Here is a 26,093-nt window from a genome sequence, read left to right as displayed (position 1 = left end):
TGATTTTTCATATCTTAAAAATACTATAAAAAGAACAAATCTATTTATTATAAAAAAATAATATGTTTAATGGAGTGAAGAAAATGAATTCAATTCCAAGTACAGCATTTATTTTACAAGTTCATAAGAATCCGGAACAAGTTAATTTATTTATAAACCAATTAATACATGAAAAACTAGCAGATGTTTATGTACACATTGATCAAAAGAGTTATAAATACATGTATAACAAAATAGTAAAAAGTCCAAATGTAAAGATACTTGAAAATAGCATTAATTGTGAATGGGGTGACATCAGTCAAGTTGATACAACTATCCTCCTTTTAAAAGAAGTGTTATCTTCCCAAAAAAACTATGACTTTATTTGTTTAAGAAGTGGTCAAGATTTATTAGTCAAGGAGGGATTTAAAGATTTTTTAGTTGAAAAAAGGAATAGTGTATTTTTGGATATTAGGGAAATATCAGATAATAATTTAAGTTCGTTGAAGATTAATTGGCCAAAAGTAACAACGAGAAGGTACAACAATATGCATCCTTATAGAATTTATCGACGAATTTTAAAAGACTTGTATGGAAAAGGAATCAATTTATTTCCTAACACGAATTATTGGCCGGTGGATTATAAGTTTTATTGTGGTTCTCAATGGTTTAACATTCCTCTTAATGTAGCCGCATATATCATTGATTTCCTAAATGAAAATAAATGGTACTATAAATATTTTGAAAACACGTTAATTCCTGATGAATGGTTTTTTCACACAATTATAATGAACTCGCATTTTCAATCAGAAGTGGTTTCAAATAACCTCGTGTATTTGAGAATGGGAGAGACGTTAAGTGAAACAAATTCTCCGGTGTGTTTAACAACCAAAGATATAAGTTTTATTGAGGACTCAAATCAATTTTTTGCAAGAAAATTTGACGAGACCACTGATAATAATGTTATTAAGTATTTTACAAATAAAATAAAGTTGGGTTCTAGGACACTGGTGGGTTCCTAATGGTCTTTCCAATGGATAAAGCGTACAATTCTTTATTTTATTACTTTTTTGGTATATATGTATTTCTCATTTATCCCTGGGGAGAATCTTATTATTATGCGAATGCAAAAGCCTATTATTTCATAGGATGGATTCTTCTTCTTAGTCTTTTTCACTTTTTAAGAGTTTGGTTGGGGAATAATAAGTTGATTTGGAAATTAGAAAAACTGGACGCACTTTTGGTTGCTTTTTTATGCCTGCTCTTTTTCTCAACTCTTCATTCCATCAAAATATCATGGGTTGGGGAGGGGACAGAGCACCAAGGATTGCTTATCATGCTGTCCTATATTATATTATTTAGCTTGGCTTCTCGATTAAATTCAGTGCATTTAGAAAGGCTTAGCAAAGTTATTATCATAAGTTCATTCTTTGCTTCTTTTTATAGTGTAATTCAGTATTATCATCTAGCTATTTTGCCTCAAGATTCAGTTGATAAGTTACTATTTGATCAAAGAACTTATTCCTTTTTTGATAATCCGGACTATTTTGGTTCCTATTTGGTATTGGTCATTCCTTTAACCATTACAAACTATTTCTTATCACAAGATAGGAAATGGAGAGTTCTTTATTTTTTTATTTTATGTTTTCAGTTTCTCTCTTTAATTGAGTCACAGACTAGGAGTGCTTGGCTGGGAATAGTTATCAGTTTAACTATTATTTTAGTTTGGGTCGTCTGGAATAGGAGGGAGATTTGGAAGAAATTAGTCTTTATTATAATTTCAGCTTTTTTCATCTTTACGATCTCTGATCTGGTTTCTCACCAAGGGTACTTTTCTCGAGCTTTAACGATTACGAATGATATTCATAAAATCATCACTAATGAAGATGCAGGTTCTGCAGGTTCTTCCCGTTTGGATATTTGGCAAATTTCTCTCCCTCTTATTTCAAACCATTTATGGCTTGGAAATGGTCCGAATACATTTGAAGAGGTTTTTTATTCACAGGATTCAAAAATAATAAAAAACTATTTAGGTTCAGGGAATGAAGTTTATGACGAAAACAATGATTATTTACAAATAGCCTTTACAATGGGGGTGCCGGCATTATTAATCTATTTACTAATCTTGTCAATCATCTTGATTAGAGGGATTAGACAAGTAAAACAATTGGATATTGACCAGAAGTTGTTCTCTATTGGCATGCTGGCGGCTATTGTTGGATATCTGGTACAGGGATTTTTTAATATAAGCGTCATTTCCGTGGCTCCTTATTTTTGGTTAATCTTAGGGCTTTTTGTGAATAAGGATCGGTTCCAGGGCTTGAATAGAAGATATGTGTCGTGACTCCTGGAGATTGCAGCAGAAGAATCCGAAATAAGGGTGGGGGTTAATCTAATGTATATTTTTCAAGATTTTAAGGGGATTAACAAACTTACTTTAATGGGTCGTTTGTTAATTGGAACTAGTTCAAGAGCTGTATTTATTTTTAGATTAAGTTCATGGTGTCATCAACATAAGCTAAAGTTATTTGCTAGAATTTTTTGGTATCTAAATATATGGTTACATGCTTGTGACATCTCACCAGCAGCTGACATTGGTAGTGATTTCTTTATGTATCACACTGTCGGTGTCGTTATTGGTGCAATTACAGCAGGTACAGGCTTACGCGTATTTCAGAATGTTACAGTTGGAGAAAATAATTTTAGCAAAATTGCACCGAGAATCGGAAATAATGTAACACTGTACGCTGGATCAGTTGTAGTTGGTGAGATAACTATTGGCAATGAAGTTATGGTCGGAGCGAACTCTGTGGTACTTAAGAATTTGCCTAATAACTGTACTGCTGTAGGAGTACCATGCCGAGTTATTGATAATAAATATAAGCAAGTTGTATTATGAATAAAATGCTGCTAGTGGTAAAAATTCATCAATTGCTCCGGTTGGTTGCAAAGTTCGCGATTTACCACTAGCAACAACTATTCATTTAACTTTACCTGCTACTACTGGTGCTGCATTCCATATCACTATTCCTTGTGTATATCTGTCTAAACCTATGAGGTGATCGCATTAACAGATGCATGAATCCTTGCTAATTAATTCGATGGAGGAATTCTTGTTGTAACAGTAGCAAGACTGAAAATAAGTAAATAGGCCCAAGGAAAGCTTCCTTGGGTTGTATTAAATCATAAAGAACTTTAAATGAATTTTAAACCTGGTTTTTTAACTTTCTATAAAAACTTCACACAAACCGGATGAGGAACAACAATATCAGAATTAATAAGCGTTAACCTTCCAGTTGCATCATCTCTGGAAAACAATACAAGATTGCTTGATTCCTGATTAGATGCCACGATGAATTTCTCGGTAGGATCTAAAGCGAAATCCCTCGGCCAATCCCCTTCAGTTGATGTATGCTCGATAAAGCTCAACTCTCCGGATAAAATATCTGCTCTAAATACTGCCAAGCTGTTATGCCCCCGGTTAGCGGCATAAACAAAGCGGCCGTCAGAGGAAATATGAATCGCACTGCCTTGGTTATTTTCCTTAAAATCATCCGGAAGCGTCGATATATATTGTTTTTCAGTAAAATGACCATTTTCAGGATGATAGGTTAAAACAATAACCTCTGAACTGAATTCCGTCATGACATAGGCAATTGTTCCATTCGGATGAAAAACTAGATGTCTTGGCCCGCTTCCTGCCTTTAAAGGTAAACGACTAACCTCTGATAATTTACCCTCAGCACTGATTTCATAGGTTATTAGTGCATCAATTCCTAATTCCACAACAGCCAGATATTTTTCATCAGGGGTGAGTCCTGCATAATGGGTATGCGGTTTTTCCTGTCTTGGATCTGGGCCACGGCCTTCATGCTTTACTGATGAAATAACTGGTTTAACAGCGCCATTCTCCTGGTTAATCTGCTGGGACTCTACTAAGCCTTTATGATAATTTGCGCTGAATACAAACTGATTTTTACTGTCTACACTAAGATGGCAAGGAGGGGATCCTTCTGAACCTTCGCTATTGAGTGCTTTTAATTCGCCCCCTTCATTAATAGAAAAAGCGGCAACTCCGCCAGCGTTTCCTTCCTTTGCAACTGAATAAAGATATTGGTTGTTTGTACTAATTGCTAAATATGTAGGATTTTCCAATTCAGCCGCAACAGAAACATCCTCTATTTTTCCTGTGTTGGTATCTAAAGTAAAGGAGTAGATCCCTTTGCTTTCTCCTTTTGTATAGGTTCCAATAAACCCTAGAAATTTGCTTTGATTTGACATTACCAACGCTCCCATTAATTAATTTCATTTATATTTTATCATTACTGATTGCATTTACTCATTATTTATACTTTTTGCTCTGTTAAACTTAGTTGTTGATTTGCGCTCCAGGCACTTCGCTCCAATCAACAGTGTTAAAAATCAACAATGGCCTTTAACACAGCCATACTTTTAAAAGAATTCTTTCGGCACTTCTATTGCAAATTTGTATTAAGGTACCAAGGAAAAATATAAAAACCACACTGCCTAATCCAACAGGTCCACCCATCAGCTACTCCGCCAGTAACCAACTCCTTCTAAAATAGTTCTAGAAAGATTTATTTTCAGACCAAATCTTTCATACAGATATTCCTCCAAAATTAAAACATTCATTATTTTTATGATTTCAGCTCCAATAACGATTTGAAAAGTTTGCATAGGTTTACATTAGTCCATTAATGAATAATTTTACACACATCCTTTTTCCGGAGTATAAAGGAAGTCATAGGGAATATTACTTTCTTCTACTGGAAAAAATTATAGTCTTATTATTTTCGAAATTTATAGTTAATTTAGTAAACTAGTATGATAAAATATAAAAATTAATCAAGCTGAGTTTTGTAGGGAGCGAGAATTCTAATGCTAAATGCTCGAATGACTGTTATCATACATGAATTAATGAAAGCGCATACTCCTCTTACAAGTGAATATCTAGCAAATGTTCTTGATGTCACATCAAGAACAATTCGAAATGATCTGAAAGACTTGGAATCAACTGTTTCCGATTTTGGTGCTTCCATTAAATCTATTCGAGGTACAGGATACCAGCTTTTTGTTCATGATGATCAATTATTTCGCCATTTGGTACAAGAGGTTACGGAAAAAGACAATAATATTGAGATTCCGACGCTTCCTGAAGGACGAGTTCAGTATATTATCAAACGACTTTTACTTACCGAGTACATTAAACTTGATGATATAGCGGAGGAATTATTTATCAGTAAGTCCACATTACAAAACGATTTAAAGGATGTTAAAGACAAATTCCACCGTTATGGAATTACGCTTAGTAAGCGCCCGAATTTCGGATTGAAATTGAACGGGACCGAATTCAAACTCCGCCTATGCATGGCTGACTATCTGTTTGATCATATCGAGAATCAACTGGATGTCGACAGTGAAAATGATTCGATTTTTTCAAAAGAAGCGTTAACGATTATTCGCAGTATTATTCTTGAACAGATTAACTTGACTCAAATTGCCCTATCAGATATCGGCTTAAATAATCTAGTTATTCATATTGCGATTGCCTATAACCGAATAAAAGACGAAAAGTATGTGACTCTTGCTCAAGAGCTAGAAGAATTGAAGGAACAAAAGCAGTATGCGGTGGCTCAGGAAATAGTCAACCAGCTGGAAAAAGAATTAGAAGTGGATTTCCCTGAAACGGAAGTTGGTTATATAACGATTCATTTACTCGGTACAAAAATGGTGACACATCTTCCCTTGAATGAAGTTAATATTCAAGGTATCTTTGATCATCAAATCTATCGAATCGTTCAGGAGATTTTAGAAACCATTGATCGGGAACTTTGCTTAAAGATAAAGGATGACCAGGAGCTGTTTGTTGCCATTTGTCTTCATTTAAGCCCTGCCATTCACCGTTTCCAATATGGAATTAATTTGCCCAACCCCTTAATTGAAGATATTAAATCGAAATATCCTGCCGCTTTTCAGGCTGCGATAATTGCTGGAATGGTTCTTAAACGGGAATTAATGATTGACATCAATGAAAATGAAATGGGATACCTAGCTCTTCATTTAGGTGCAGCAATGGAAAATAAAAAGGCAGTGCATCCACCGAAAAGATGCATTATTGTGTGTGCGTCTGGTGTCGGCAGTGCTCGGTTATTAGCTTCGAAGCTCCAATCCAAATTCGGGGCGAAAATAAACATAGTCGGGACAACCAATTTTTACATGATAAACCAAATTTCCGTGCACACCATCGATTTCCTCATCAGCACGATTCCTATTTCAATGCATTTGCCTATTCCGGTTATACAAGTAAACACCATTCTTGGCGGCAGGGATTTGGAAAAGATTGAACATTTATTAATAGAAGGAGTGGATCACAAGTTTGAATTTATCAAGGAAGAATTGGTTTTTCTACAGAAGTCTTTTGAAACTAGAGAGGAAGTTTTGAAATTCTTAGTTGTACATATGCAATCAATGGGACTCGTAGATGAACATTATTTGGATAACGTGTTCGCTAGAGAAGCTCTTTCGCCAACCAGCTATGGAAATTTTGTAGCGATTCCTCATCCGGTTACTCCGCAAACCGATTCTACCTTTTGGACAATATGTACGTTACAAAAGCCGATTGATTGGGGCGGGAAGAGGGTTCAATTTGTTTGCTTGTTAAATGTTGAAAAAAATTCTAGCCTTGAGCTTCAGTCTATGTATGATCATTTAGTCGAAATAATTGATAATAGTCAAGTTGTCCAGCAGCTTATTAAATGTAAAACGTACAAAGAATTTCAAACCATTTTTCAAAAAGATTCTATTTCCGGGGGATATTAGGCGTGAATATAATATTATGCTGTTCTGTAGGAATGTCATCAAGTTTATTAGTATCCAAAATGCAAAAGAGTGCAAAGGAGCAAGGAATACAGTGTAATATTTGGGCCGTTCCGATAGATATTGTTCGCAAACAAATTGAAAAGGCAGATGTCTTATTGATCGGACCACATTTCCGCTATCTCCTGCCTGAATTTAGACAGTTAGGTGAAGAAAAAGGGATTCCCGTTGAAATAATTAATACAGTACATTATGGCACTTTTAATGGGAAGGAAGTTCTAAGGTTTGCTGAAAAATTAATAGCTTCGAAACAAAAAGGATGAGTGATACCGACTCATCCTTTTCACATTTTCCTCTATTGAAAAAGATATACTGGATTTTTTACACAATTTTGAACAATTGTTTCCGTTGTGTAACGGAAAAAGGATATGTGTAAATGAAAGCGGTTCTAAAATAAAATAAAGCTATCGAGAGAGCGAAGCAAAAAATCATCTAATAGCGCTACATACCATCTTGAAATAAACACATTAAACTACATCTCTTGTAAAAATCTAAGGAGGATTTAAAAATGAATATCTTATTATGCTGTTCAGCAGGAATGTCTACTAGCTTATTAGTAACAAAAATGGAAACTGCCGCTAAGGAACAGGGACTTGAATGTAGAATTTGGGCAGAGGGTGTCGACGCAGTTAAAAACCATATTGATCAAGCGGATGTTCTATTGCTTGGGCCTCAAGTACGCTTTATGCTGCCAACGATGAAAAAGTTAGGAGAAGAAAATAATGTCCCTGTGGATGCGATTAACGCGGTTCACTACGGAATGGTTAATGGGGCAGAGGTATTAAAAGCAGCAATCCAATTAGCTAAAAAATAGGTTCTGGACAAATAAAAAAAATAAGGGGAAATAGCGGATGAATAAACTAACAGCTTTTTTAGAAGAAAAAGTTATGCCGACTGCTGGCCGAATCGCTGGTCAAAGACACCTGCAAGCGTTGAGAGACGGACTAGTTGCCACGATGCCATTGATGATTATTGGGTCGATATTTTTAATCTTAGGTTTTATTCCAATTGATGGCTACTCTGATTTCATGGCAGGTATATTCGGAGATGAATGGTTAGGGAAATTATTATATCCAGTGGGAGCAACATTTGATATTATGGCTCTAGTGGCAGCATTTTCCATTGCGTATCGCTTAGCTGAAAAGTATAACGTTGATGCATTGTCAGCAGGGATTATCTCGATAGTTGCATTTTTGCTAGCTACCCCATACAAAGTTTCTTTTACACCTGATGGTTCGACAGAAGCCATCATGGTTGGTGGGGCGATTCCTACAGCATTAACTGGAAGTAAAGGTCTTTTTATTGCAATGATTTTATCTATTATCTCTACGGAAATATATCGCTTCATTATTCAAAAGAAAATTGTGATCAGAATGCCTGACGGTGTTCCGCCGGCAGTAAGTAAATCATTTGTTGCCTTAATTCCTGGTTTTATTGTTGTTATTATTGTTTGGTTGTTACGTTTATTAGTGGAACAAACAAGCTTTGAAAGTCTTCACAATGTTGTCACTCAATTATTACAAGATCCGCTTAGTGCTTTAGGTGGTACATTATGGGGAACAATTTTAGCTTTAATTCTAGTCCAAATGCTATGGTCCACAGGTTTACACGGTCAAACGATCGTAGGTGGAGTGATGGGACCAATATGGCTGTCAGCAATGGATGCGAACCGTGTTGCTTTCCAAGCAGGGAATGAAGTACCAAATATCGTTACGCAGCAGTTTATTGATATCTTCGTCTTAATCGGTGGTGGAGGGGCAACTCTGGCGCTCGTTCTTGCCATGTTATTTACGGCAAAAAGTAATCAAATGAAATCATTAGGCAGATTAGGTATTGCACCAGGATTATTTAATATCAATGAACCGATAATCTTCGGGATGCCAATTGTTATGAATCCAATCATGATTATTCCGTTTATTCTAGTTCCAGTCGCAATCACTACTACCAGCTTCCTTGCGATGCAAATGGGGTTAGTAGCAAAGCCTGTAGGAATATCGCTTCCTTGGACAACGCCTCCTATATTTGGTGGATTCTTAGCGACAGGTGGTAAACTCTCTGGAGCTGTTTTACAACTCGTTAATATGGCCATTGCTTTTGCGATCTATCTGCCATTCTTTAAACTTTGGGATAAGCAAAAATTAACAGAAGAAAGTCGATTTGATACGAAAAAAGCATCTTAACTAACTTGGATATTCCCCATTTAGGCATTCATTGGGGGATATCTTTTCTAACCACTACTTGGAGGGAAACATGATGGAAAACTTAGAAACAGTTATTTTTCAAATTATTCTTCACGGAGGAAATGGAAAAAGTGCAGCAATGGAAGCTATTGCTGCAGCAAAAACCGGAGATTTTGAAGGGGCTAGACAGAAGCTAAAGGAATCAAGTGATGCGGTGATTGAGGCCCATAAAATTCAAACAAACCTTGTTCAGGGAGAAGTACGTGGCGAAAAAACAGAAATTTCTCTATTAATGGTTCATGCCCAGGATCATCTGATGAATGCGATTACGATTAAAGATTTAGCTGCTGAGTTTGTGGATATGTACGAAAGGGTAAACTTGCAAAACGTAAAATAATGAAATGAATAGCTTCATGGAATATTACGTTTGTATATAAAAAACTAGATTCTGTTCCTTTTTTTCTAGATGGCAGAATCTCTTTCCTATTATTCATTAGGGCAACTCTCTTTTGTCGAAGGACTTGTTGCTCGCCAGTCTGCGAGTTTCTTTATTATTTTAATGTGAAGGAGTGATGATGGTGATACATAAAGCATTAATGCCATTTCCTGATGGTTTTCTATGGGGTGCTGCTTCTGCTGCATATCAAGTCGAAGGTGCATGGGATACAGATGGAAAAGGTGTTTCCAATTGGGATAAGTTTGTCCGAATTCCCGGAAAAACATTTAAAGGAACAACAGGGGATATGGCAGTAGATCATTACCACCGCTATAAAGAGGATGTCCAATTAATGGCTGAGATGGGAATGAAGGCTTATCGTTTTTCTGTTGCTTGGACACGGATATTCCCAAGCGGAAAAGGTCAATTAAATGAAAAAGGTTTAGAATTTTATGATCAGTTAATTAATGAACTAAAGGCAAATAACATTGAGCCAGTTTTGACGTTATATCACTGGGATTTACCGCAGGCACTTCAAGATGAGTATGGGGGCTGGGAATCGCGGCAAATCGTCGAAGATTTCACGAACTATAGTGTTGAACTTTTTAAACGATTTGGTGATCGGGTAAAATACTGGGTCAGCTTGAATGAGCAAAATATTTTTACCATGTTTGGCTACCGGATGGCAGCCCATCCTCCAGGGGTAAAGGATGACAAGTTATTCTATCAAGTTAATCACCATGCAAATCTGGCGAATGCTAGTGTCATTAAGGAATTCCGTAAGTATGTTCCAGATGGGAAGATTGGTCCTAGCTTTGCCTATAGTCCAGCATATGCATTAACCTCGAAACCAAGTGACATCCTTGCTGCTGAAAATGCCGAGGAGCTAAACAACCATTGGTGGATGGATATTTATGCTTGGGGAAAATATCCAACGGCCGCCTGGAATTTTCTCGAACAAAATGGCCTAGCACCAACGATTGAAGAGGGCGACTTTGAATTGTTACGTGCTGGAACGCCTGATTTTATGGGATTAAATTATTATCAGACTACCACCTATGAAGAAAACCCATTAATGGGCGGAGTTGGTGCCGGTGAGATGAATACCACTGGGAAAAAAGGGACTTCCAAGGATACCGGAATTCCTGGCATGTTTAAAACCGTCGAGAATCCAAATCTTGAAAAAACGGATTGGGATTGGAATATTGACCCACAAGGATTAAGAATTGCGCTTCGCAGAATCACTAATCGTTATCACCTGCCAATCTTAATAAGTGAAAATGGTTTAGGTGCCTTCGATAAAGTCGAGGAAGGCGATATCGTCAATGATGATTACCGGATTGATTTTATCCGGGCTCATATAAAGGCGATTCAGGAGGCGATAACAGACGGAGTGGAAATGTTGGGTTATTGTGTTTGGTCTTTTACGGATTTATTGAGCTGGTTAAACGGTTTCCAAAAACGATATGGATTTGTCTATGTCAACCAACACGAAGAGGGTGAAAATGACCTTCGACGCATTAAAAAGAAAAGTTATTTCTGGTATAAAGATGTAATTGATAGCAATGGTGATATCTTATAATAAAATCGAACAAAAGGAGACAAAAAACAATGGTTGAAAAAACATTCACTGTAATAGATAACACAGGTATACATGCCCGCCCGGCAACGATTCTAGTAAGTACTGCTTCCCAATTTAAAGCGAATGTAACGCTAGCATACAAAGAAAAGGAAGTAAACCTGAAATCTATTATGGGTGTCATGTCTTTAGGGATCCCTAGCGGAGCTGATATTAAAATTTCAGCAGAAGGCATAGACGGAGATGCTGCGATTCAAAAACTAGAAGAAGTATTGAAAAATGAAGGTTTAGCGAATTAAAGCCCCCCACACTGTAAGATCTTACAATGAGGGAGATTGCTCATCGGCTTTCTACCATACAGAATGCTACCCGACACATTATGAATTAATGAGTTTAAGAGGTCATTATTGGAAGATAAATAATTAACAAAATAATTCCTTTAAAAGTAATCTAAATACCATTTTAAAATGGTATTTTTTTTGTAACAAAATAAAACCTATTATTTGCTTTATTAATAAGGATAGGTAATATTTATACTATCAAGGACAACAATTTACATAAGGAGTCTGTTTATGGCAAATAACAAAAAATACACTAAAACTAATAAGAATTCATCATCGATGTTTATTTTCTGGGTAGTCGGTCTAGTTGCGGTTGGAATATTGGCACTTATTTTATTCGGAAATCATAATAAGGATCAGGATAATACAGCATCCGAAAAAATTGATTACGCTAATCAGCCATTCCAGGGCAATAAATCTGCACCCGTCTCTATCATTGAATTTGGCGACTATAAATGCCCAAATTGCAAAAACTTTGCTGATCAAGTAATTCCTCTGATTCAAAAAGATTTGGTGGATACAGGAAAAGCTAAATTGTATTTTATGAATGATTCGTTTATCAATGTTGATTCTGAACGCTCTGCTAAATTTGCGGAATCTGTTTATCAGGAATTAGGAAACGATACGTTTTGGAAGTTCCATGATCTCCTTTACAAAAAACAGCCAGAAGATACTAAATATGAAAAAATCGATCTATATACAGAAAAATTCTTAACAGATACATTGAAAGAAGTAGCCAGCGACAAAGAAGTGGATAAGGTTGTCCAAAACTTCCAGGCAAAGAAATCGGATGCTGCATGGAAAAAGGATATGGATTATGCTGGAAAATTAGGTGTAACAGGAACGCCAACCATTTTTGTAAATGGCAAGAAGTTTGAAGGCGGAAGTATGGACGATTTAAAAAAGATGGTTGATAAAGCCGCGAAGGGGAAATAGCATGAATAAATCCTTATTAGTCTCGTGGGTTGCTGCTTTAATTGCAACACTCGGCAGCTTGTACTTTAGTGAAGTCATGCACTTCGTTCCATGTACGCTTTGCTGGTACCAGCGGATATTCATGTATCCGCTAGCCATCATATTGGGAATTGCTGTCTACCGAAACGATAGAGGAATTTATAAATATGTACTGCCGCTGTCAATCATCGGAATCCTAATCTCAGGCTACCATACTTTATTGCAAAAGATTCCTTATTTACAACAGTTTGAAATGTGTACAAGCGGGGTTCCCTGTTCAAAGGACTATATCAATTGGCTGGGATTTATAACGATTCCTCTCTTAGCGCTGATTGCTTTTATTACCATAACGATCAGCTTAGTGATTCTCGCTCGCAGTCAAAAGGAAGAAGAGACTATCCAAGGATAGTCTCTTTTTTTCTACATATGCTGTTGTTCTTGTTGTTTGACTTTTAATCGTTGTTCTAAAACATGGACCATTTGCAAGAAATGATCAGCTTCCCTAAGTACATGGTCAGCAAGTAGTGGGTCAATGACATTTTTAATTTGACAGTTTTTAATGAAATCCAGTCCGGCCTGTTTAAAGGCACGAATCTCCTGTGCTGCATTTTCACTATCTTTATTAAGCTTGCCAATTATCGGGTAGGTTGGTTTTTTCTTATACAGCATCGATTCCACGTCTCTTGCCTGGTTGAGGAGAACTTCAAAATCATCCCCAAATTTTAGTGCTACTCTAACTAAATTCCGTTCCGATTGATCGAGCAGGGATGCAATAAAACGTGAGTGCTCCATCATGATTTTTAGCCAAAAGACATTTTCTTTAATAATCGCATGTTTTTTTCAACAAAGAACTTGAAAAAGAGAAAAAAAAGAGCAGTAAAACCATGAGATTTTACCGCCCCTCTTTTTATTAAGGTGTAATGGCCTTTGCCAGGATTAGTACACGAAAGATGCACCAACAATGATTAAAAGGATAAACAATACAACGATTAGAGCAAAGCTCATGCTACTGTGTCCCATTCCAAAGTCACCTCCTATTTAATAATTACAATTTATGCAAATAGGAGAAACTCTGAAATGGACAAACGTTGAATCGCAGAAAAAAAGAATGAAATTAACTATATTGCGGTCTTAGTTTTGTTCGTTTGTTGACGTGCTGTTCGGCACTTAATGCTGCAATCGCACCATCGGCTGCAGAAATAACGGCTTGTTTAATCGGTGTTCTTCTAGCGTCGCCACCTGCAAACACCCCATCAATATTTGTACGAAGATGGTCGTCAACTATCACATAACCTTCCTCATCTCTCATGACGGCTCCATTTAGGAAATCAGTCCCCGGTTTCATCCCGCCAAGGTATAAGAAAATACCATCGACATTCCAAGTTTCCACTTCTTTTTTATCATTTAGAATAACTATTTTCTCAACACTATCTGTACCAGTTATTTCTCTGACTCGGTGACGTCGATATATTTCGACCTTTGGATTATCTTCTAGGGATGAAAGGTCGGTTTCCCCCTTTAACTGTTCCTTAGGAATTAATAATTTAACTATTTTGCAATACTTCGCAAGTGTTTCTGCCTCATGAATAGCTTCGTCATTATCACCAACAACAGCGACAACCTGATCTTGATAAAAGGCGGCATCACAGGTTGAACAATAGCTGACACCAAGGCCGGTGAATTCTTCTTCACCATTAATCTTACTAGATGGAGCTTTTGCGCCAACGGCAATAAAAACGCTTTTAGCCTTAATCGTTCCTTCAGCTACTTCTATCATTTTGATTTCATTTGAAAAATCAACGGAAAGAACAGTAGAGCGTACGAATTCTGCCCCAAAGTCTTTTGCTTGTGCTTGCATTCTTGTCAGCAGTTCAAGACCTGTTACTTCTTCACGCACCCCTGGATAGTTAGCGATTTTATGAGTAATCGCTAATGTTCCTGCCTTTGGTGCCTTATCAATAACAAGAGTTTTTAATTTACCGCGGGCAGCATAAACAGCAGCAGACGCTCCAGCAGGTCCTCCGCCAATGGTTACAAAGTCATAGACTTCCTCAAGGATCTTTTCATTAACTGGCTGGAAAATGGATTCTTCACTTTCAGGTTGCGGGGGTTCTGCTGATGCTGGCCTGTCCTCTTCTGACAACTCAAGAAGTTTAATAAATTTTTTCTCCTGGAAGCCTAAAACTAGCTTTCCATTAATAAAGGTTGCGGGTGTTCCGAAAATTTTCCGTTCCTTTAACTGATCAAAATATTCTTTATGAATCGAGGCATTACGTTCTTCAAATTCAATTCCCTTTTCTTTTAGATACGATTTTACTTTTTCACAATAAGGGCAGCCTGAGCTGCTATATACGATGACTTCATTTTTGGACATTTAGGGTACCTCCTAAAAGTTTTTCTTAATTACAATAATAATATTAATACTAAATAAAAGTCAAACCTTTTTAATAATAATTCTAATTTAAAAAAAGTCCAACAATTTAATGTTGGACTTTAAGTTAATTAAAGTGTTTTTCCAAGGAACGCCGTCAGCATCCAAACATGCTTTTCTAAGCCGGAATGGATAGCGAGCAGCATATCGCCGGTGGTTTCATCATCTAACTCTCCAGCTAAACTCATTCCTTCTTTTATTTCACCAATGATAATCGAAAAGTCGTTAATAATCGATTGAACCATATCTTCAGCCGGTTCTGTGCCTGTTGCTTCTTGGATAGATGAGATTTCGAGGCATTCTTTCATGGTTGCGACAGGATTACCTCCAATTGCAAGCAACCGTTCTGCCAATTCATCGACATGGAGCCCAGCCTCATTATAAAACTCTTCAAATTTGGCGTGGAGTGTGAAAAATTGCTCGCCCTTCACATACCAATGATAGTTATGTAACTTCATATACAATACAGACCAATTGGCAATTTGTTTGTTAAGTACGTCCACTAATTGATTATTCATAAAAAATCCTCCTTTTTATCATCTCTTTATATTATTTCCAAAGATACACTTGAAATCCTGTATGATTTCAAGGGAATTATTGTCAGATTGGTGAATGTTTCTCATTTACCATGTTACATGGCTGAAACAAAATGTAATAATATACCCTCCATTATCCAATAAAGCATTTTTATGGAGATTAATATGAATTGGATAGACCTTCCTTTTTGGTGAGGAACGCTATGATATCAGGCGGTCGCTTTGCTTGTTTCTGCATTCCACTTTTTGGCTAATGAATTCGTATGTTACAACTGGTAGCCTTAGTTGTAGAGAAACGAGCTACTAATCTAGGAGGTTTTCAAATGAACAAATTTAAAAAACTAGTAATTGCAGCTGGTCTTATCTTATCAATGTCAGCATTTACGGTAAATGGAAAGACAGAAGCAGCTACGACAACTCATAAAATTCAGTCTGGAGAAACTTATTGGAAAATTGCAAAAGGTTTTGGTGTACCTTTAAATAGTTTAATGGTGGCTAATCAATCTAAGCCACTTTATGCAGGGCAAAATATGTTGATCCCGAACTCTCCTTATACAGCAGCAGAGAAAGATCTAATGGCACGTCTAGTCCGTGCAGAAGCGGTGGGAGAACCTTATGCTGGGAAAGTAGCAGTTGCTACAGTCATTTTAAATAGAGTAAAAAGCCCTGACTTCCCAAATACAGTTCGTGGAGTTATCTATCAAATTGCAAATGGGCATTATGCTTTTACTCCTGTCCAAAACGGTCAGATTAATCAGCCAGCGGATTATGCTTCAAAGAGAGCTGTTAATGAAGCAATCGCTTTTAGTGGAAAAGGAAGCGGCTCATTATTTTTCTACAACCCTAAAACAGCGCAAAGTCAATGGATTCTAACACGCCCTGTTACGGTAACAATCGGAAATCATCGATTTGCAAGATAACCATTAACATTCCAAAAAAAATAGATTTTTATGCAAAAAGCAGTGGATTTCAAAAGGGAATCCACTGCTTTTTTGTATTTATTTATTCATTTTAAGAGCTACTAAACTAGCAAAATCATGAATGATAGTGGCAGCGAGCAGGGAAGTAATTTGTGTTGTGTCGTATGGCGGCAGCACTTCGACTAAGTCAAAACCTATAAAATTAAAATCTGTTAGGGCACGGATAATTTGTAAGGTTTCAAAGCTATTTAATCCGCCGACCTCAAGTGTCCCAGTTCCGGGAGCACAGGAAGGATCGACAAAATCAATATCAAAGCTAAGGAAGCAAGGAGTATCCCCAATTTTTTGTTTGATTTCTCTAATAACATCCTCTATTCCGCGTTCTTTTAATTCAGGTGTGGTAATGACATGGTAGCCCAAGTCCTTACTAGCATCAATATCGCCTGGATGATTCAGTGTACCCCGAATCCCCACCTGAAATACCTTATCTGGAATAAGCAGATTTTCTTCGTAGGCTCGGATGAAAGGAGAACCGTGCCAATATTTTTCATCATAATAGGTATCCCATGTATCGGTATGGGAATCAAAATGAATTAAGGCAACTGGTCCGTGCACCTTGGCAGCTGCTCTTAAGTTGGCCAATGTCACAGAGTGATCTCCGCCAAGCCCAATGGGAATGATTCCTTTTTCCATCAATTCCATGACTGCTTTTTCAATGACCTCGTAACTGCGATGGATATTATGAGGGATCACGGAAACATCGCCAATATCAATGGCATTGCAATCATCAAACGGATACACCTTGTGAATCGGATGGTACGGGAATAAGGTCATCGATGCCTGACGAATGGCTTGCGGTGCGAAGCGGGCCCCAACACGGAAGGATGCGGCAGTATCAAACGGCATACCGACAATCGCTAATTTCGCATTTTCTCTTGTGGAAGGCAGTCTCATAAACGTGCCTGTCGTACAAAATTCAGGTTTTACGTCTGGTGATAAAGGATATTGCATATTTAGATTCCCCCATTTCTGCTTTTTCTAAATTAAATAATGCAAGTTTTATGCCAAATAAAAGGAGGGAACTCTTCATGATTGGCACGGAAATTGCAAACTTACAAACTGATTTTAAAAATAAGGGGGAATAAAAAATTTTAAAAGGATGATAAAGGGGTTCTCTTAAATTGAAAGCGGTTTAAAAAAGGGGAGGTATGATAGGTGGAAAATGGCGTAAAGTTGAAAAGATCTTTAAAGCTTTGGCAGGTTGTTATTATGGGGCTTGCTTATATGACCCCCATGGTTGTATTTGATACGTTCGGAATTGTTTCAGGAATAACCAATGGTCACGTGCCAAGCGCCTATATTGTTGCATTGATCGGCATGCTTTTCACGGCGGCAAGCTATGGCAAACTGGTTAAGGTTTTTCCGCAGGCGGGTTCGGCCTATACTTATACGCAAAAGGCGATAAACGGTCATTTAGGATTTCTTGTTGGCTGGTCGTCTTTACTTGATTATTTATTTTTACCAATGGTAAACGCATTATTAACCAAACTGTACTTAAATGCTTTGTTTCCATCCGTTCCTGATTTTTTCTGGGTATTAGTGTTTGTCGGAATCGTTACCTTTCTTAATTTACGAAGCGTTAATATCCTGGCAAATTTTAATACGATTTTTGTGGCCGTGCAAATCATGATTATGATCGTCTTTATTATCCTTGTCGTTAAAGGGCTAAATAGAGGAGAAGGAGCCGGAACCGTCCTTAGCTTGAAGCCTTTTTTTCTAGAAGGGATGAACATTCCTATCCTAATTACAGGAGCTACGATTCTCTGTTTTTCCTTTCTTGGTTTTGATGCGGTTACAACCCTCTCTGAGGAAACGCCAAATCCTGAAAAAACAATTCCAAAAGCGATCCTTTTAACAGCTTTATGGGGGGGAGTCATCTTTATCACCACATCGTTCTTTATTCAGTTATTCTTCCCTGATATTTCAAGATTCAAAAATCCCGATGCAGCCCTGCCGGAAATCGCTCTATATGTGGGGGGAAAGCTGTTTCAATCGATTTTCTTATGTACAACCTTTGTCAATACTCTGGCATCAGGACTTGCTTCACATGCAAGTGTATCCCGACTTTTGTATGTCATGGGACGGGATAAAGTCTTTCCGGAGAAGTGGTTCGGCTTTGTCCATCCGAAATGGAGGACGCCGGCATTTAATGTTATTTTTGTCGGTGCCATCTCCTTATCGGCTTGGTTCTTTGATTTGGTCACTGCTACGTCGTTAATTAACTTTGGCGCCCTTATGGCGTTTACATTTGTAAATCTTTCGGTTATTAGTCATTTTGCCGTTCGGCAAAAAATGCATCGGACTCCAAAAGGGTTTTTTGATTACGTCATCATGCCATTAATTGGGGCCGCTGCAGTAGGAATCTTGTGGGTAAATCTTGAGATAAGTTCCTTGACCATGGGCCTTATATGGTTTGGGGTAGGTTTTGTCTATTTGCTCTATCTAACAAAAGCATTTCGGGCAGCGCCGCCACAATTTAAAGCAGAAGAAGCATAATGAGCTTTTAAGCCTTCAATCATTTTAGATTGAAGGCTTTTTTGATGCTCTTGTTTATGCAAATAAGATTAGATTATGCAAAATTTCATAGATTTAAGGATTATTTTATGATTTCCTTAGATAAAAATTATTGGCATGAAAATTGCAACTATTTTGAATAGTAATATAATTATTTTGAAGGGGAGGTTCTATTTGTATTCATATTGATTTGAACAAAAAATGAAACTGCTTACATTTATTTTTTTTTAAAAAAGGAGAGTTGTTCAAATTGGAGAATGTAACCCTTAAACGTTCACTCGGACTCTGGGCCATAGTTGGTCTTGGATTAGGCTATATGACCCCAACTATTGTGTTTGATACTTTCGGGATCGTTTCTGAAGAAACAAATGGTGTTGTTCCCCTTGCCTATCTAACGGCATTAGCTGTTATGTTATTTACAGCGATTAGTTACGGAAAAATGGTCCAAGTGTTTCCAAGCGCTGGATCTGCCTATACGTATACGAAAGAAACAATGGGCCCCCATCTTGGATTTATCGTTGGCTGGGCAGCATTGCTTGATTATATCCTCTTACCCATGGTGAATGCCTTGATTATCCGTATTTATATGGTATCCGTCTTTCCTTCGGTTCCAGCATGGATTTGGGTTGTCTGTTATGTTGGCGTCGTTACCGGCATTAACGTATGGAGTATGAGTAAAACCTCAAATTTGAATTCCCTTCTTGTTATTTTTGAAGTTGTCTTAATTGGTGCTTTTGTAGTCCTCGCTTTTGTGAAGCTATCCCAAGGGATGGGGCAAGGGACGATTTTCACTACGGAACCACTTTTTCATTCCAATGTCCATCTTGGTGCTGTTTTGACTGGTGCTACAGTAGTTTGTTTTTCCTTTATTGGTTTTGATGCCGTCACGATGTACGCTGAGGAGGCCACTGATTTAAAAACAATGCCGAAAGCGATTATGTTGACGGTCTTTATCGGCGGAGCCATCTTTTTCATCTGTGGTTACTTTGCGCAAGCTTTATTCCCAGATGTTTCGGGGTTTAAAGTAACGGATGATACCTTACCCGAAATTGGTTTGTTTGTTGGAGGAACGTTTTTTAAACTAGTTTTTCTTGCGGGTGCGTTTGCAGCCACTGTCGCTTCCGGGCTGGCATCCCATGCGAGTGTGGCACGCCTGTTATATGTAATGGGACGTAACGGAGTCCTTCCGAAAAGGCTATTTGGTTCGGTTCATCCGAAATTCCGGACACCTGCCTTTAATGTCATTCTCGTTGGAGTAGTATCATTGCTAGCGATAGCACCTAGCCTTGAGCTTATTTCTTCCTTTATTAACTTTGGGGCGTTGATTGCGTTTACCTTTGTTAATTTGTCGGTTATTGCCCATTTCGTTTTCCGTCAAAAAAGATACAAAACTGGTAAAGATATTTTCACCTTTCTCGTTATGCCTATCCTTGGAGCAGGTACCACGGGGATTTTGTGGTACAACCTCCAAGCGGATGCCCTCATCGGAGGAATTGCTTGGATTGTCATCGGATTAATTTATTTAGCCTTTAAAACTAAAATCTCAAAAACGAGTATTGTAGACCTTCAATTTGATGAAGCGGAGCAACCTACCACTTTATAAGTAAAAGTTACCTGAGCCAGGCTTGATGCCTGGCTTTTAGGTGTTTTGTGGCGGGAGGTAGGGGATGGCGAGTAAAAGGGAAAGATTCGCGAGTATTTAATGAAAATCGGCAAGAAAAATGTAATTTTGGCGAGTAAAACCTTCAAAAAGGCGAGTAACAATTTTCCTTATCCAAAAGGAATTTAAAAGTTCAAAAAGTGCTCACAATTATTGTCGATTATTGCAGGAAATTGGAAGAAAGAGCAAGAAATTAGTGGAAAAATGAAAGGGTGTGGTATTTTTGTTCGCTCAAGAAATTCATATAACACCAAGAATTGAAAAACTAGAGGCACTTACTAGGAGATTATCCACTTTTCATCCAAAATGGCCTGAAGTTATGGCAGATTATAAAGGCAGAATGGCTGGTTTTCGCGGAGAGAAATCTTTAGGCTTCTACTTAAGTATGCTATCCGACTCAAAATATCTAATATTTCATGGACTTCGCCAATTATATCGGCAATATTACTTCCAAATGGATTTTTTTCTATTATGTTCCGCCTTTGGGATCGTTCTTGAGGTCAAAAACATGTCTGGAGAATTATCCTTTGAAAAGGATCATAATCAAACCACCTGCAAAAGAAATGGGAATGAAGAAAGAATCAAAAATCCCGTTTTACAAGCAAAACTTCAGGCAAGAAAGCTAAAAAATTGGCTGCTGGAACATAATTGCAGCGATATCCCTATTCTTTATTTTTTTATAAATAGTAATGAAAGAACCATCATAAGAACAGAAATTAGAAATGAACAGATTACTCAACATATTTGTAATAGCGAAAACCTCTTAGAGAAAATAGATCAAATAGAAAAATATTATAAAGTAGACAAACTAAACAAAAAAGAGCTTAACAAAATAAAGCGTCTCCTCTTGACCAACCACACACCAGATAACCCTGATATCCTAAAAACCTACCATTTATCTCCCAATGATATTTTAACCGGTGTAAAGTGCCCTGAAAGTTGCTCCATACTAATGGTTTATAAAAGAGGAAAATGGAATTGTCCGAAGTGCAATGCTCAATCCAATAAAGCACATATTCAAGCCATCCATGATTATTTTCTATTAATCAAGCCTTGGATAACAAAAACGGAATTCTGCCAATTTCTACATATCGACTCTCCCCATATCGGACAAAAGCTACTAAAATCGATGAATCTACCTACCACAGGAAAATTTAAAACTCAAGTATACCATCAGCCCGAAAGCCCCTTATCAGGATACGAAAAACCAATTATGCAGAAATGAATAAATCAGTCACTTTTTCATAATACCTGAATTTCTTTTTCAAAAAAAGTAGCAATATTGCCCCTTTCTTAAGTTGGCACGAATCTTGCTTCTACCTTAAGTAACAACAAAAAATGAGGTGTTATGATGGCGATCGATTCTTTAGATTTGAAAAAGAGCGAGGTATTAAAGGAAAAGGATAACTCTTTAACTGAGTTTCAGGAAACACTCAGAGAGGCTGTTCAAATCCTAAATTATCCGCCGCAGGTCTTTGAATTCTTAAAGAAGCCGATGAGATTTTTAGAAGTAAGTATTCCCGTCAGAATGGATAACGGGCAAACAGAAATTTTTCAAGGATACCGGGCCCAGCATAATGATGCATCAGGTCCGACAAAAGGTGGCATACGCTTCCACCCAGATGTTACCCCTGAAGAGGTAAAAGCATTAGCGGGCTGGATGAGTCTAAAATGCGGGATAACCGATCTTCCATACGGCGGGGCAAAGGGCGGTATTGTCTGCGATCCCCGAATAATGAGCCCTGACGAACTAGAACGCCTTAGCAGGGGCTATGTAAGAGCGGTCAGTCAAATTGTGGGGCCGACCAAGGATATCCCCGCACCGGATATGTATACAAACTCGCAAATTATGGCGTGGATGCTGGATGAATACGACCATATCCGCGAATTTGATTCCCCAGGTTTTATTACAGGAAAACCCATTGCACTAGGCGGTTCACAAGGAAGAGAAACAGCCACCTCGAAAGGCGTTTTGTACACCCTTGAAATGGTTTGCGAATTAAAGAAAAAGCCAGTAAAAGACATGAAAGTTATCATTCAAGGATTTGGCAATGTAGGCAGTTTCTTAGCGAAATATTTATTTGATCTAGGAGCTAAAGTTGTCGGCATTAGTGATGTTCTAGGCGGTTTATATGATGAAAACGGCCTTGATATCCCATACCTCCTTGAAAATCGAGACTCTTTTGGGATTGTTTCAAATCGCTTTAATAGCTCGATGACAAACCAGGAATTATTAGAAAAAGAATGCGATATCTTAATTCCAGCAGCGATTTCCGGGGTCATTCATAAACAAAATGCCAGCCGTCTGAACTGCAATATTATCATCGAGGCGGCGAACGGGCCAACGACAAAAGAAGCGCTGAAAATTCTCGATGAACGTGAGATTCTCGTGGTTCCGGATATACTCGCAAATTCAGGCGGCGTAATCGTTTCTTACTTCGAGTGGTGCCAGAACAACCAGGGATATTACTGGACGGAGGAAACCGTTGATAAAAGACTCAAAGAAAAAATTACTCAGAGTTTCCTAAATGTTTTTAACACCTCCAAAAAATATAGTGTTAATTTAAAAATTGCTGCTTATATCGAAGGAATTCAGAAATTAGCTGAAGCTTCAAGACTTAGAGGCTGGCTGAAATATTAAAAAGGAGGAATAAACCATGAAATTAGAAATATTATCTGAACAAAAAGAACGCCAGCTTTTACATTATTTTTGCTTAATTTCTAATAATCATCGTTATGATTTGACAGTCGGCTATTCAGAGCACTTTTTTGGAAAAGCAATGGTAACCTCATTACAAACAGCGAACATGGTCTTGCTCTGCCAAGAGGATACCTATGCAGATGAACTTTGGGCCGACAAACTTGGTATCGAGCATGAGGACATTCCAGAATTCCAAGAGTTCTTTGGTCTTGTATTACAAACGGCGCCATATCAGGAACAATATTAAGCCGGGATTGGAGGAGAAGCCCTATGTATTTAGGAGTGGTTATAAGCCCTTGCTTCGGGAGGGTTGAGAAAGTTCAAATCAAAAGCGAAGAAAGAATATACGAATGGGAACCATTATTCATGATAAAAGCTGATGACGGACATGTGGAGATGATCCAAACCGGTGTTAGTGGTGAGGTAGAGTCACTCGAGGTACAGGAAGGAGATAACGTTATTCCTGGAATGGTCCTTGCCTATATAAAAGAAGATTTATTTATAACTGGTAGTGATTAAACGATTAAAAAAGAAGATGGACAATGCATCTTCTTTTTTACTGATTTTTTATTTAAAAAATTCTGATTAAAGTGGTAGTATAAGGTTGATAGGATAGAAGGGGATGAAAAATATGTTTTCCGTCGCTATGGAAAAAATCAAGCCAATTATTTCAGTCACAGTGGAACATCAAGCAAAATTAAAATCAACCTTAAACAATATAAAAGAACCCTTTATATTCTTAGAAAAACAAAATCAATTATTTGCCTATGTATCGTTAAACAATCAATTGCTAGAAAAGCTGAAAGAGAATCATTTTTCAATAGATATTTTGCTCGACCAAGCAAAGTCCATCGAAAGTATATGCCATTTAAGCGAGAATATTTCTCTGCCTGTTTTGTTTCAAATTATCGGGGAGCCGTTTGCCATCATAAAAGGCGAGGATGGAAAACCTTCAGGTTACATAAGAAGAGAAGATGTTCTGGCCGAGCTATTTAAACAAGAGAATAAAAGCGTTGATTTGCTTAAAATTATTTTAACTTCCATTCCGATGGGGATATTTGTCCTGGATAAGGAAAAACGCATCATCAATTGTAATGAAGCCGGATTAAAAATGATTAAATCAACCGCCGAAAGGGTCTTAAATTTTCCGGCAGAAACGATATTCAGCAAAGAGCATATTGACAATGTGTTTTCAACCGGAAAAACCCTCCTCAATCACCTGGAGATTACGAACGAAATGGGTGTCCTCGTCGATTACAGCCCGATTATGAACTATGATGATGTGGTAGAAGGAATCATTATCGTTGTCCAGGATTTACCAATGGTCGAAGAAATGGCAATGGAAATTGAATATATTAAGGACTTGAATAAAGACTTAAATGCCATTCTTTCAAGCATATATGATGAAATCCTCGTGGTTAATGCTAAAGGAGAACTAATCAGATATAGCGATAATATTATTCAGGATTTTTGGAAGGTCGATCTCAAAGAATTAATTGGAAAAAATATTCTTGATTTTGAGGATCAAGGGCTGTTTACCCCTTCAGTCACAAGACTTGTTTTAGAAAAAAGAAAAAAGGTATCAGTTGTTCAGGAAACAAAATCAGGCCGAAAAATTCTAGCCGTCGGAAATCCAGTTTTTAATGAAAAGGGGGAGCTGGACCGGATTATTGTGGCTTCAAGGGATATTACCGAGACTACCCGCTTAAAAAGCGAACTTTTGGAAATGCGCAAGATATCAGAACAATATAAGAAGGAATTAGATGATTTTAAATCTAAAGACCGCTTCTTAAAAAAGCTGATCTACTGCAGCCCAAAGATGGAAAAGATTATGAACCAAGTGAAGAAAATCGCCGACTTCTCCTCAACTGTTCTCCTTCATGGAGAATCTGGGGTCGGAAAAGAAGTGATTGCCCAAGCGGTACACCAGTTAGGAAAACGATCTTCAAAACCATTCCTCAAATTAAATTGCGGGGCCATTCCTGAAAACTTATTGGAAAGCGAATTGTTTGGCTATGCAAAGGGTGCTTTTACCGGTGCTGATAAGAATGGAAAAGAAGGTTATTTTAAACAGGCGAATGAAGGTATTTTGTTTCTTGATGAAATTGGTGAGATGCCGATGCATCTTCAGGTGAAGCTGCTCAGGGTGCTTCAGGAGCAGGAGGTTATACCAGTCGGAAGCACTACGCCAATCAAGGTCAATGTGCAAATCATCGCCGCTACCAACAAAAAATTAGAAAAAATGGTTGAGGACGGGACTTTCAGAGAAGATTTATTTTATCGCTTGAATGTTATTCCTCTCCATATACCGCCATTAAGGGAGCGGACGGAAGATATTTCTTTACTGGCTTTCCATTTTCTGCAGAAGCTGAATGAAAAATACGACCGAAATTATCATTTAACCCCAGATGCCGTGAATGTCATGGAATTCTATCCATGGCCGGGTAATGTCAGGGAGCTGCAAAACATAATTGAACGGTTAGTAGTTACAGCAGACCATTCGGCCATTGATGCTGAATTCGTCAGCCAGTTTTTATCATTAGGTTATGAGCACAAAAAAGTGAAGCCAGTCATTACAAGGGTTATTCCGTTACAGGAAGCCATCGATCATGTCGAGGAACAACTGATTGTCCTGGCAATGAACCAGTACAAGACAACTACAAAAGCAGCAAAAGCATTGGGAATCAGTCAATCTTCCGTCAGTAGGAAATATCAGAAAATCTTAAGTGAGAAAAATATGAATATCGATAACTTGTCTACCATTTAAGTGAAAACTGCTTCCAGATAACTATTCTGGAAGCAGTTTTTTGTTTATGCAGAAAATACTATAGTTATGCAAAAATGCATAGACTCGCAATTTAATTTTTCTAAAAGCACAATTTTATTAGGTTTTATGTTTTGGCAC

25 protein-coding genes and 1 pseudogene are annotated in these 26,093 nt (G+C 37.6%); 20 read left to right on the top strand and 6 right to left on the bottom strand.

Going from position 1 to position 26,093, the window contains the following annotated elements; genetic code table 11:
- Window positions 1–83: 83 nt before the first annotated feature.
- The 3 genes from AC59HZ_RS21235 to AC59HZ_RS21225 all read left to right on the top strand — a co-directional run bounded on the left by AC59HZ_RS21235 (window position 84) and on the right by AC59HZ_RS21225 (window position 2,878).
- Window positions 84–1,001: a beta-1,6-N-acetylglucosaminyltransferase gene (locus tag AC59HZ_RS21235; RefSeq protein WP_496547770.1), complete on the top strand. Its 918-nt coding sequence runs from the start codon at window positions 84–86 to the stop codon at window positions 999–1,001.
- Between the two features lie 185 nt (window positions 1,002–1,186).
- Complete coding sequence (locus AC59HZ_RS21230) at window positions 1,187–2,323, top strand: O-antigen ligase family protein (protein WP_496547769.1); 1,137 nt, start codon at window positions 1,187–1,189, stop codon at window positions 2,321–2,323.
- 51 nt (window positions 2,324–2,374) lie between these two features.
- Window positions 2,375–2,878 carry a serine O-acetyltransferase gene (locus AC59HZ_RS21225; RefSeq protein WP_496547768.1) on the top strand — a complete coding sequence of 168 codons (504 nt, stop codon included), beginning with the start codon at window positions 2,375–2,377 and terminating at the stop codon, window positions 2,876–2,878.
- A gap of 329 nt (window positions 2,879–3,207) precedes the next feature.
- Here AC59HZ_RS21225 and AC59HZ_RS21220 read toward each other — a convergent pair whose 3' ends face one another.
- The gene (locus AC59HZ_RS21220; protein ID WP_496547767.1) at window positions 3,208–4,260 is read right to left on the bottom strand and encodes a lactonase family protein; all 1,053 of its coding nucleotides are present in this window, start codon (window positions 4,258–4,260) and stop codon (window positions 3,208–3,210) included.
- Window positions 4,261–4,878: 618 nt separating this feature from the next.
- Here AC59HZ_RS21220 and AC59HZ_RS21215 point away from each other — a divergent pair.
- The 9 genes from AC59HZ_RS21215 (at window position 4,879) to AC59HZ_RS21175 (ending at window position 12,775) form a co-directional block, all read left to right on the top strand.
- Complete coding sequence (locus tag AC59HZ_RS21215; protein ID WP_496547766.1) at window positions 4,879–6,819, top strand: BglG family transcription antiterminator; 1,941 nt, start codon at window positions 4,879–4,881, stop codon at window positions 6,817–6,819.
- Window positions 6,820–6,821: 2 nt separating this feature from the next.
- Window positions 6,822–7,139 carry a PTS sugar transporter subunit IIB gene (locus AC59HZ_RS21210; protein WP_496547765.1) on the top strand — a complete coding sequence of 106 codons (318 nt, stop codon included), beginning with the start codon at window positions 6,822–6,824 and terminating at the stop codon, window positions 7,137–7,139.
- Window positions 7,140–7,384: 245 nt separating this feature from the next.
- On the top strand, window positions 7,385–7,690 hold the full coding sequence (locus tag AC59HZ_RS21205; protein ID WP_496547764.1) for a PTS sugar transporter subunit IIB: 306 nt from the start codon (window positions 7,385–7,387) through the stop codon (window positions 7,688–7,690).
- Window positions 7,691–7,727: 37 nt separating this feature from the next.
- Complete coding sequence (gene celB, locus AC59HZ_RS21200) at window positions 7,728–9,056, top strand: PTS cellobiose transporter subunit IIC (protein WP_496547763.1); 1,329 nt, start codon at window positions 7,728–7,730, stop codon at window positions 9,054–9,056.
- A gap of 70 nt (window positions 9,057–9,126) precedes the next feature.
- Window positions 9,127–9,453 (top strand): PTS lactose/cellobiose transporter subunit IIA, encoded by a 327-nt coding sequence (locus AC59HZ_RS21195; protein WP_496547762.1) that lies wholly within the window; start codon window positions 9,127–9,129, stop codon window positions 9,451–9,453.
- 181 nt (window positions 9,454–9,634) lie between these two features.
- Window positions 9,635–11,074 (top strand): glycoside hydrolase family 1 protein, encoded by a 1,440-nt coding sequence (locus tag AC59HZ_RS21190; protein WP_496547992.1) that lies wholly within the window; start codon window positions 9,635–9,637, stop codon window positions 11,072–11,074.
- Between the two features lie 29 nt (window positions 11,075–11,103).
- Window positions 11,104–11,370 carry a phosphocarrier protein HPr gene (locus AC59HZ_RS21185; protein WP_496547761.1) on the top strand — a complete coding sequence of 89 codons (267 nt, stop codon included), beginning with the start codon at window positions 11,104–11,106 and terminating at the stop codon, window positions 11,368–11,370.
- A 273-nt stretch (window positions 11,371–11,643) separates the two neighbouring features.
- The gene (locus AC59HZ_RS21180; RefSeq protein WP_496547760.1) at window positions 11,644–12,348 is read left to right on the top strand and encodes a DsbA family protein; all 705 of its coding nucleotides are present in this window, start codon (window positions 11,644–11,646) and stop codon (window positions 12,346–12,348) included.
- A 1-nt stretch (window position 12,349) separates the two neighbouring features.
- A complete protein-coding gene (locus AC59HZ_RS21175; protein ID WP_496547759.1) occupies window positions 12,350–12,775 on the top strand; it encodes a disulfide oxidoreductase in 426 nt (141 codons plus the stop codon).
- An 11-nt stretch (window positions 12,776–12,786) separates the two neighbouring features.
- Here AC59HZ_RS21175 and AC59HZ_RS21170 read toward each other — a convergent pair.
- The 4 genes and pseudogenes from AC59HZ_RS21170 to AC59HZ_RS21155 form a co-directional block, all read right to left on the bottom strand.
- Window positions 12,787–13,197 (bottom strand): annotated as a pseudogene (locus tag AC59HZ_RS21170) (DUF2935 domain-containing protein); the annotation flags it as partial.
- Window positions 13,198–13,302: 105 nt separating this feature from the next.
- The gene (locus AC59HZ_RS21165; RefSeq protein ID WP_496547991.1) at window positions 13,303–13,386 is read right to left on the bottom strand and encodes a YjcZ family sporulation protein; all 84 of its coding nucleotides are present in this window, start codon (window positions 13,384–13,386) and stop codon (window positions 13,303–13,305) included.
- A gap of 94 nt (window positions 13,387–13,480) precedes the next feature.
- A complete protein-coding gene (locus tag AC59HZ_RS21160) occupies window positions 13,481–14,740 on the bottom strand; it encodes an FAD-dependent oxidoreductase (protein ID WP_496547758.1) in 1,260 nt (419 codons plus the stop codon).
- A gap of 128 nt (window positions 14,741–14,868) precedes the next feature.
- On the bottom strand, window positions 14,869–15,315 hold the full coding sequence (locus tag AC59HZ_RS21155; RefSeq protein WP_496547757.1) for a Dps family protein: 447 nt from the start codon (window positions 15,313–15,315) through the stop codon (window positions 14,869–14,871).
- Window positions 15,316–15,656: 341 nt separating this feature from the next.
- Between AC59HZ_RS21155 and AC59HZ_RS21150 the strand changes: the two genes are divergently transcribed.
- Window positions 15,657–16,253: a cell wall hydrolase gene (locus AC59HZ_RS21150; protein ID WP_496547756.1), complete on the top strand. Its 597-nt coding sequence runs from the start codon at window positions 15,657–15,659 to the stop codon at window positions 16,251–16,253.
- Window positions 16,254–16,331: 78 nt separating this feature from the next.
- On the opposite strand, the gene speB is transcribed toward AC59HZ_RS21150, so the two are convergent.
- Window positions 16,332–17,264: an agmatinase gene (gene speB, locus AC59HZ_RS21145; protein WP_496547755.1), complete on the bottom strand. Its 933-nt coding sequence runs from the start codon at window positions 17,262–17,264 to the stop codon at window positions 16,332–16,334.
- A gap of 204 nt (window positions 17,265–17,468) precedes the next feature.
- Between speB and AC59HZ_RS21140 the strand changes: the two genes are divergently transcribed.
- The 7 genes from AC59HZ_RS21140 to AC59HZ_RS21110 all read left to right on the top strand — a co-directional run bounded on the left by AC59HZ_RS21140 (window position 17,469) and on the right by AC59HZ_RS21110 (window position 25,955).
- Window positions 17,469–18,809 (top strand): APC family permease, encoded by a 1,341-nt coding sequence (locus AC59HZ_RS21140; protein WP_496547754.1) that lies wholly within the window; start codon window positions 17,469–17,471, stop codon window positions 18,807–18,809.
- A gap of 268 nt (window positions 18,810–19,077) precedes the next feature.
- On the top strand, window positions 19,078–20,430 hold the full coding sequence (locus tag AC59HZ_RS21135; RefSeq protein WP_496547753.1) for an APC family permease: 1,353 nt from the start codon (window positions 19,078–19,080) through the stop codon (window positions 20,428–20,430).
- A gap of 280 nt (window positions 20,431–20,710) precedes the next feature.
- Window positions 20,711–21,712, top strand: a complete 1,002-nt coding sequence (locus AC59HZ_RS21130) for a nuclease-related domain-containing protein (RefSeq protein WP_496547752.1) — start codon at window positions 20,711–20,713, stop codon at window positions 21,710–21,712.
- Window positions 21,713–21,838: 126 nt separating this feature from the next.
- The gene (locus AC59HZ_RS21125) at window positions 21,839–23,128 is read left to right on the top strand and encodes a Glu/Leu/Phe/Val family dehydrogenase (RefSeq protein ID WP_496547990.1); all 1,290 of its coding nucleotides are present in this window, start codon (window positions 21,839–21,841) and stop codon (window positions 23,126–23,128) included.
- Between the two features lie 16 nt (window positions 23,129–23,144).
- Window positions 23,145–23,435, top strand: a complete 291-nt coding sequence (locus AC59HZ_RS21120) for an SAV0927 family protein (protein WP_430065265.1) — start codon at window positions 23,145–23,147, stop codon at window positions 23,433–23,435.
- Between the two features lie 23 nt (window positions 23,436–23,458).
- On the top strand, window positions 23,459–23,707 hold the full coding sequence (locus tag AC59HZ_RS21115; protein WP_430065263.1) for a biotin/lipoyl attachment domain-containing protein: 249 nt from the start codon (window positions 23,459–23,461) through the stop codon (window positions 23,705–23,707).
- Window positions 23,708–23,819: 112 nt separating this feature from the next.
- Window positions 23,820–25,955, top strand: a complete 2,136-nt coding sequence (locus tag AC59HZ_RS21110) for a sigma-54 interaction domain-containing protein (RefSeq protein ID WP_496547751.1) — start codon at window positions 23,820–23,822, stop codon at window positions 25,953–25,955.
- Window positions 25,956–26,093 lie beyond the last annotated feature (138 nt).

It is taken from the genome of Neobacillus sp. DZ-9, assembly GCF_059587065.1.
This window is presented reverse-complemented; position numbering and strand designations above follow the sequence as displayed.

Bases quoted from the DNA above. Each gene is read 5' to 3' on its own strand.
- AC59HZ_RS21225 (WP_496547768.1), top strand. From the start codon at position 2,375: ATGTATATTTTTCAAGATTTTAAGGGGATTAACAAACTTACTTTAATG.
- AC59HZ_RS21150 (WP_496547756.1), top strand. From the start codon at position 15,657: ATGAACAAATTTAAAAAACTAGTAATTGCAGCTGGTCTTATCTTATCA.
- AC59HZ_RS21195 (WP_496547762.1), top strand. From the start codon at position 9,127: ATGATGGAAAACTTAGAAACAGTTATTTTTCAAATTATTCTTCACGGA.
- AC59HZ_RS21180 (WP_496547760.1), top strand. From the start codon at position 11,644: ATGGCAAATAACAAAAAATACACTAAAACTAATAAGAATTCATCATCG.
- AC59HZ_RS21175 (WP_496547759.1), top strand. From the start codon at position 12,350: ATGAATAAATCCTTATTAGTCTCGTGGGTTGCTGCTTTAATTGCAACA.
- AC59HZ_RS21160 (WP_496547758.1), bottom strand. From the start codon at position 14,740: ATGTCCAAAAATGAAGTCATCGTATATAGCAGCTCAGGCTGCCCTTAT.
- AC59HZ_RS21205 (WP_496547764.1), top strand. From the start codon at position 7,385: ATGAATATCTTATTATGCTGTTCAGCAGGAATGTCTACTAGCTTATTA.
- AC59HZ_RS21185 (WP_496547761.1), top strand. From the start codon at position 11,104: ATGGTTGAAAAAACATTCACTGTAATAGATAACACAGGTATACATGCC.
- AC59HZ_RS21155 (WP_496547757.1), bottom strand. From the start codon at position 15,315: ATGAATAATCAATTAGTGGACGTACTTAACAAACAAATTGCCAATTGG.
- AC59HZ_RS21215 (WP_496547766.1), top strand. From the start codon at position 4,879: ATGCTAAATGCTCGAATGACTGTTATCATACATGAATTAATGAAAGCG.
- AC59HZ_RS21115 (WP_430065263.1), top strand. From the start codon at position 23,459: ATGTATTTAGGAGTGGTTATAAGCCCTTGCTTCGGGAGGGTTGAGAAA.
- speB (WP_496547755.1), bottom strand. From the start codon at position 17,264: ATGCAATATCCTTTATCACCAGACGTAAAACCTGAATTTTGTACGACA.
- AC59HZ_RS21235 (WP_496547770.1), top strand. From the start codon at position 84: ATGAATTCAATTCCAAGTACAGCATTTATTTTACAAGTTCATAAGAAT.
- AC59HZ_RS21120 (WP_430065265.1), top strand. From the start codon at position 23,145: ATGAAATTAGAAATATTATCTGAACAAAAAGAACGCCAGCTTTTACAT.
- AC59HZ_RS21125 (WP_496547990.1), top strand. From the start codon at position 21,839: ATGGCGATCGATTCTTTAGATTTGAAAAAGAGCGAGGTATTAAAGGAA.
- celB (WP_496547763.1), top strand. From the start codon at position 7,728: ATGAATAAACTAACAGCTTTTTTAGAAGAAAAAGTTATGCCGACTGCT.
- AC59HZ_RS21220 (WP_496547767.1), bottom strand. From the start codon at position 4,260: ATGTCAAATCAAAGCAAATTTCTAGGGTTTATTGGAACCTATACAAAA.
- AC59HZ_RS21110 (WP_496547751.1), top strand. From the start codon at position 23,820: ATGTTTTCCGTCGCTATGGAAAAAATCAAGCCAATTATTTCAGTCACA.
- AC59HZ_RS21165 (WP_496547991.1), bottom strand. From the start codon at position 13,386: ATGGGACACAGTAGCATGAGCTTTGCTCTAATCGTTGTATTGTTTATC.